General features: G+C 41.9%; 8 protein-coding genes. 4 read left to right on the top strand and 4 right to left on the bottom strand.

Features of this window, described 5'->3' with window-relative positions:
- Positions 1-47: 47 nt before the first annotated feature.
- The 4 genes from JUI58_RS16590 to JUI58_RS16575 are packed head-to-tail and all read right to left on the bottom strand — an operon-like array spanning position 48 to position 2,940.
- A complete protein-coding gene (locus tag JUI58_RS16590; RefSeq protein ID WP_204104913.1) occupies positions 48-1,700 on the bottom strand; it encodes a GTPase in 1,653 nt (550 codons plus the stop codon).
- Between the two features lie 23 nt (positions 1,701-1,723).
- Positions 1,724-2,068 carry a XisI protein gene (locus JUI58_RS16585; protein ID WP_204104912.1) on the bottom strand — a complete coding sequence of 115 codons (345 nt, stop codon included), beginning with the start codon at positions 2,066-2,068 and terminating at the stop codon, positions 1,724-1,726.
- Positions 2,069-2,091: 23 nt separating this feature from the next.
- A complete protein-coding gene (gene gatC / locus JUI58_RS16580; protein WP_204104911.1) occupies positions 2,092-2,379 on the bottom strand; it encodes an Asp-tRNA(Asn)/Glu-tRNA(Gln) amidotransferase subunit GatC in 288 nt (95 codons plus the stop codon).
- Positions 2,380-2,418: 39 nt separating this feature from the next.
- Positions 2,419-2,940: a photosystem I assembly protein Ycf3 gene (locus JUI58_RS16575; RefSeq protein WP_204104910.1), complete on the bottom strand. Its 522-nt coding sequence runs from the start codon at positions 2,938-2,940 to the stop codon at positions 2,419-2,421.
- A gap of 606 nt (positions 2,941-3,546) precedes the next feature.
- Here JUI58_RS16575 and rplC point away from each other — a divergent pair.
- From rplC to rplB, 4 genes are all read left to right on the top strand, one after another.
- On the top strand, positions 3,547-4,191 hold the full coding sequence (gene rplC, locus JUI58_RS16570) for a 50S ribosomal protein L3 (RefSeq protein ID WP_204104909.1): 645 nt from the start codon (positions 3,547-3,549) through the stop codon (positions 4,189-4,191).
- A gap of 48 nt (positions 4,192-4,239) precedes the next feature.
- Complete coding sequence (gene rplD / locus JUI58_RS16565; RefSeq protein ID WP_204104908.1) at positions 4,240-4,875, top strand: 50S ribosomal protein L4; 636 nt, start codon at positions 4,240-4,242, stop codon at positions 4,873-4,875.
- A complete protein-coding gene (locus tag JUI58_RS16560) occupies positions 4,865-5,188 on the top strand; it encodes a 50S ribosomal protein L23 (RefSeq protein WP_204104907.1) in 324 nt (107 codons plus the stop codon). The genes rplD and JUI58_RS16560 overlap by 11 nt, the downstream gene beginning before the upstream one ends.
- Before the next feature lie 80 nt (positions 5,189-5,268).
- Entirely contained in the window at positions 5,269-6,102 is an 834-nt protein-coding gene (rplB, locus tag JUI58_RS16555) for a 50S ribosomal protein L2 (protein WP_204104906.1), read from the top strand.
- The last annotated feature ends 17 nt before the right edge of the window (positions 6,103-6,119 follow it).

Here is a 6,119-nt window from a genome sequence, read left to right as displayed (position 1 = left end):
TCTCTTGCTTCCTAATTTTGTCCGGAGTATTGAGAGAAGAAAAAATATTAACTTCTTAAAGTTTTTTTCCCTGACTTTATAAAAAAATTATATTGTTGTATAAAAATATTTTGTAAGTCCTCAAAAGGAATTTTGATTCCCTTCATTTCCGATGTAGTATAAATTTTAAGTGCTTCAATATAAGCTAATCCCAAAGCAAGAGTCAAAGTTGCAGCCGTTGAACCTGAAATAAATCCTCCTACGGTTGTTCCTATACCGGGCAAGAATTTCAGCAGATTACTAACAATACTTTTTCCTATCAATGCCATTGTACTTTGTCCACCAATTGCAGATATAACCGCAGTAATAAATTCACGATTAAAGGGAATTCCAAAAAAATTGGTAATATGGGTGAGCATTGTGATTTGTATCGCTGCCAAAATAGGTGCATCGGAAAAAGGAATAGGGGAAAAACCTACCCCAAATGTTCCTGCTGCATACGCTGTCACATACAAAAATGCTTCTTTGGCTTTACATTCAACACTGACCTTCTGTTCTCGGGCAAAAGACTTTTTTGCGATTTCTGGGAGTAGTAAAAAAGTTGCTTCAACTAATTCACTGAGACCATGAGACTCAATGGGAGGAAAATCATCATGCACTTTTTTCGGTTCTGCTAAAACAGGAACAATGCACTTAACAGGTAATTTTTTTGATTGGAGAAATTTATAAAATTCACTTCCTTGTTTGCTGGGAGATTGAGTTAGAACAAGAATGATAGAGATATTTTTTTCAGCTAAACTAATAATCCATTCTTCTTCCACTTTTTCAAATCTATTCGCTCCGTGATTAATACAATACCAAATTGCATGAATATGTTTTTTTTCATTTAATTGATTTGTTTGATCGATCAAATCTGAGACTTCTTGCTTAACTTGTTTGATTTGCTCACCTGAAAGCTCTAGACCAGGAGTATCATAAATTGTAATAGGATAATCTTTTCTTTTATACTGTTTAATTCCTTGGGTTATAGGATGACCAACACCTGCTGCTGCTAAGGCATCTCCAAAGACAGTATTCAATAGGGTACTTTTCCCAATTCCTGTTTTTCCAATCACTAATACATTACATTGACCTAGTTCTTTGAGAGCATTTTGGTTGATGTGTTGAGCTTTATCTAATAAATCTTGTAAAGAAAAGTCACGAATTGATTTTTCTGGAGAATACCCTAATGATGAGTTGAATTCCTGAGAAATTCTTGAGTTTAAGTCATTTTGTTTTGATTCTGATATTTCAAGATATATTTCCCGTTGATTTTCGCTAATTACATCTGTCTTTTTTGATTCTTTATTTGTAAACGTAGACATGAAAGAATCAATTTCATCATCTAGTGTATCTTCTGAATCATTAATCAATAATTTATGAGTGTTGGATGCAATATTATATTCTTCATACCAAGCTAATGTTTTACTTCCTAGGAGTTTGCCATAGATTTTAAGCTGATTAGCGCTAACAATAGCTAAATGGCTAACAACAGAATGAATAGAAGATTTTAATTGTTCTTCATTAGCTGATTGCTTCATTTCAGCTATAATCTCTAAAATTCCAGAGTTAAGAGCAGCTTTGATGTTAACTTCTTTTTCTTGCAAAAGATAGTTCATAACAGAGGCGATCGCATCCGTGTTGCCTTGTTTCGCAAGCTGCATTAGAGACGGCTTATTCATCGTTGTATTTACCTCAAATCAAATTATACGATCGCAAATTCTGTAAATTTACGAGTTTCAGGAGCGTGAAAAGCCAAAACAATATCGGTTTTTGGAACTCCCTCCTTTAATAATTCATCGGCAATTCCTTCTTCCGTCCAATCTTCCTCGATATAAATTTTCTCATTTTTGATGCGAATATAAACAGTAATTCCTCGAATTTTACGATCGCCATTCCAACCCGTTTGTAACCAAAGATATTGATCTCGATGCTCATCAAAAGCCAAGATACTATCAACCCCAGAAGGATTAGGTGTTTTTGAAGCAAGTTCCTCATACCTGCTGAGAATTTTTTGTACTAAAATGCGATATTGAGTGAGTTTATCCATTTAACAATTTCCTAACATCTCTATCAATCACTCATAATCTGAGGAACTTGGAAAAAGCGATCGCTGCGATCGGGTGCAGCAGTGAGCATTTCTTCTTGTGCGAGAGACGGATCTAAAACATCTTGACGAGTCACATTACTGGTCTCGATCGCCCGTGTTGTGGGTTGAATATCGGTAGTATCGAGTTCGCTGAGTTGCTCAAAATAGTCAAGGATACTACTCAATTGACGAGTGAAGGACTCTTCTTCTGCTTCAGTGAGTTCCAAGCGAGCGAGATGAGCAACTTTTTGGACTTGTTCGCGATCGAGCATTTCTTTTTAGTGAATAGCGATTAGTGATTAGTGGGGAAGTTAGAAGAAAATATCCATTTCCGATCGCCCGGTGGTTTTGAGCCAATTTTGCGCTTCAATGTAATTATTAGGGGCAATACGAATGGCTTGTTTCCAATATTCCGCAGCGCGATCGAACAGAGCTTCCGCTTCTTCTGCTTGACCATCATCTTTAGCGTGTTCCCCTTGATAATGATAAATAACCGCAACATTATTTAAGGCTTGGGGCATTTTGGGATTGAGTTCGATCGCCTCGTGGTAGAATTCGAGGGCTTTGTAATGTTCGCCGTTGCTGGCATGAATCAGCCCAATATTGTAGAGAATATAACTGCGATCGTTGGGGTCATCTTCCAAGGTTAAGGCTTCATTATAGTTATCCAAGGCTTCTGCGTATTCTCCATCCGCTTGTGCAGCCATACCATCTCGATAATAGGCAAAGGCTCTTTTGGCATTTTGATTAGTAGGCAGTACCTTGAGGATAATATCTGCCATTACTGTGAAACTTTTATCGATAAAATTATCGTTACGCTGTGTCCGAGGCATCGTTTTTAACTCGTGGGTGATAATCGCTTTCCTATTGTAGGGCGATCGGTTGCATTCAGCGCAATCGCTGCAATGATTTCTCCATCAGTTATCCGACTCCAGAAACCTCTTTACACTCCCCACTGGTTTATCTGGTGCGAAAAAAAAGAATTTCCCCGAAAACTTGACACGATCGCATCAAGTCGATATAGTGAATGATTGTGGCATCAAAACGTCAAAGAAGTTAATCTGGATGAAGATCAAGTATAACTATTGACGCTCCTGTTTAGAGGAAATCCTTAATAGATCGTTTCATTGCGAGATACTGGGGCTTTGAGTTCCTAAGTCTTAGATGAAGTTAAGCGATCGCCAAAAGCGATGTCATTAAACTAAGCAAAAAAATACTAACAATAATTTTTGTTAAATAATTTTTGTTTCCCGTACAGGATTTAAGTATTGGGAAACTTATGTGCTTGGGAGGATTGCACGACAATCTCGAATTGTTTATCGAGATTAGAAGCGCTAACCACTGAGGTTGCGATTAATTTTGCGATCGCACCCCATAAATTTGTTCCCGTATTACACAGCGAACAAAAGATCAAATATTGTTTAGAGAGAGGTAGACCCGTGTCAGTGGGGATTCTTGGTACTAAACTCGGCATGACCCAAATATTTAACCAAGAAACGGGAATTTCCATCCCGGTCACGGTTATACAAGCAGGGCCTTGTACAGTTACTCAAATTAAAACAAAAGAAACCGACGGATATATTTCCGTTCAAATTGGTTACGACGAAGTTAAACCCAAAATCATCAATAAGCCTGAATTGGGACACTTAGCCAAATCTGGGGCATCTCCCCTACGCCATTTGAAAGAATATCACGTCGATAATCCCGATTCCTACGAATTAGGACAAACCGTTAAAGCCGATATTTTCACCCCAGGTCAACTCGTTGATGTGTCGGGAAAGAGCATTGGGAGAGGATTTTCAGGGTATCAAAAGCGCCACAATTTCCGACGAGGGCCCATGTCCCACGGTTCTAAAAACCACCGTGAACCAGGTTCCACAGGACCTGGAACTACCCCAGGACGGGTTTTCCCCGGTAAGAAAATGGCCGGACGTTATGGTGGCAAAAAAGTAACCGTCCGTAAACTGGAAATTGTCCAAGTTGATGCCGAAAGAAATCTTCTGCTGATCAAAGGTGCAATACCTGGAAAAACAGGAAATCTCCTCACTATTTCTCCCGCTAATATTGTCGGACAGAAAAAATAGATTAGTTAAGGGAATACATACCCAGACAACAAATAATCAACAACGAAAATGGTTACTCGCGCAGTTAAAAATTGGCAAGGAGAAGAGGTCGGAGAAGCGACCTTAGAACTCAAAGTTGCTAAAGAGGAAAATGCTTCTCATATCCTACATCGCGCCGTCGTGCGGCAACTCGCTAACGCCCGTCAAGGCACAGCCTCCACTAAAACTCGCGCTGAAGTGCGCGGGGGGGGTCGCAAACCTTGGCGACAAAAAGGAACAGGACGCGCCCGTGCTGGTTCAATTCGTTCTCCCTTATGGCGAGGGGGCGGCGTTATCTTCGGACCAAAACCGAGGGATTACAGCCAGAAAATGAACCGCAAAGAGCGGCGATCGGCATTACGAACAGCTTTAATCACTCGTGCAGAAGATTTGATTGTGGTTGAAGACTTTGCCGAACAGATTTCTCGTCCCAAAACCAAAGAATTAGTCTCTGCCCTGCAACGTTGGGGAGTTGAAGAGACCCAAAAAGTTTTACTCATCCTCGGAGAGAAAAACGATAATGTTTACTTCTCCGGTCGTAACATTGAAAAAGTGAGAATGATTTTGGCGACAAACTTGAATGTTTACGACATCCTCAACGCCGATAAAATCGTAGCCACAAGTTCGGCGATCGCAAAAATCAAGGAGGTATACGGTGAAGACTAGAAGGTATAAAACCAGACAATACAACCCCAGAGACCTTGCGGATCTGATTCTCAAGCCCATCGTGACCGAAAAAGCAACCCTGTTACTCGAACAGAATAAATACGTTTTTGATGTCAAACCCAAAGCAACAAAACCGGAAATCAGAGCGGCGATCGAGAGTCTCTTTGCCGTTAAAGTCACCAAAGTGAACACCCATAATCCCTGCCGCAAGAAAAAAAGAGTTGGGAAATTTATGGGGTACAAAGCACTTTATAAGCGGGCGATCGTCACCCTAGCCGAAGGTGATGAAATCGTTCTCTTCCCAGAAGTTTAGAAGTTTAACTGTTAGCTGATAACTGTTAGTTGATAACCGTTCACCGATAACTGTTCACCGATCGCCATTCACCGAAAAAAATGGGAATTCGTATCTTTCGACCAATGACACCTGGAACTCGACAAGCCAGCGTGTCAGACTTCTCCGAGATTACCAAAAGTAAACCGGAAAAATCTCTTACCAAATACAAGCACCGCAAAAAAGGACGTAATAATCGCGGGGTTATCACCTCTCGCCGTCGCGGAGGCGGACACAAACGCCTTTACCGCATCATTGATTTCCGTCGGGATAAGCGCAATATGAACGCCGAAGTGATTGCGATCGAATACGATCCCAACCGCAACGCTCGCATCGCCCTCGTTCAATATGAAGATGGGGAAAAGCGCTATATTATCTGCCCCGATAAATTACCCGTAGGGACCACCATCATGGCGGGTCCAGAAGCCCCCTTTGAAATTGGGAATGCCTTGCCCTTAAGCAATATTCCCCTAGGTAGCGACGTTCACAATATTGAACTGCTTCCCGGTCGAGGCGGTCAAATCGTGCGTGCAGCAGGCACAGCCGCCCAATTAGTCGCCAAAGAAGGAAACTATGTCACCCTGCGCCTTCCTTCCAAAGAAGTGCGAATGGTGCGTAAAGAGTGCTACGCCACGATGGGGCGGGTGGGTAACTCCGAAGACCGAAATCTGAGCCTAGGGAAAGCTGGGCGATCGCGCCACCGAGGACGCAGACCGAAAGTGCGAGGCAGTGCCATGAACCCGGTGGATCATCCCCACGGCGGCGGTGAGGGACGCGCTCCCATTGGTCGGAGCGGTCCTGTTACCCCTTGGGGAAAACCAACCTTGGGACTGAAAACCCGCAAGCGGAATAAGCCCAGCAGTCGTCTGATCGTCCGCCGACGCACTCAGAAATAAAAATCACAACTTATAAC

This window comes from Spirulina sp. CCY15215 (assembly GCF_016888125.1).
Taxonomy (GTDB): Bacteria; Cyanobacteriota; Cyanobacteriia; order Cyanobacteriales; family Spirulinaceae; genus CCY15215.
Note: the sequence above shows the minus strand (reverse complement) of the source record. Positions and strands in the feature narration are given on the sequence as shown.

What these genes read in the sequence shown, in the direction of transcription:
- JUI58_RS16590 (WP_204104913.1), bottom strand. Translation starts at nt 1,700, where the DNA reads ATGAATAAGCCGTCTCTAATGCAGCTTGCGAAACAAGGCAACACGGAT.
- JUI58_RS16585 (WP_204104912.1), bottom strand. Translation starts at nt 2,068, where the DNA reads ATGGATAAACTCACTCAATATCGCATTTTAGTACAAAAAATTCTCAGC.
- gatC (WP_204104911.1), bottom strand. Translation starts at nt 2,379, where the DNA reads ATGCTCGATCGCGAACAAGTCCAAAAAGTTGCTCATCTCGCTCGCTTG.
- JUI58_RS16575 (WP_204104910.1), bottom strand. Translation starts at nt 2,940, where the DNA reads ATGCCTCGGACACAGCGTAACGATAATTTTATCGATAAAAGTTTCACA.
- rplD (WP_204104908.1), top strand. Translation starts at nt 4,240, where the DNA reads ATGGTTACTCGCGCAGTTAAAAATTGGCAAGGAGAAGAGGTCGGAGAA.
- rplB (WP_204104906.1), top strand. Translation starts at nt 5,269, where the DNA reads ATGGGAATTCGTATCTTTCGACCAATGACACCTGGAACTCGACAAGCC.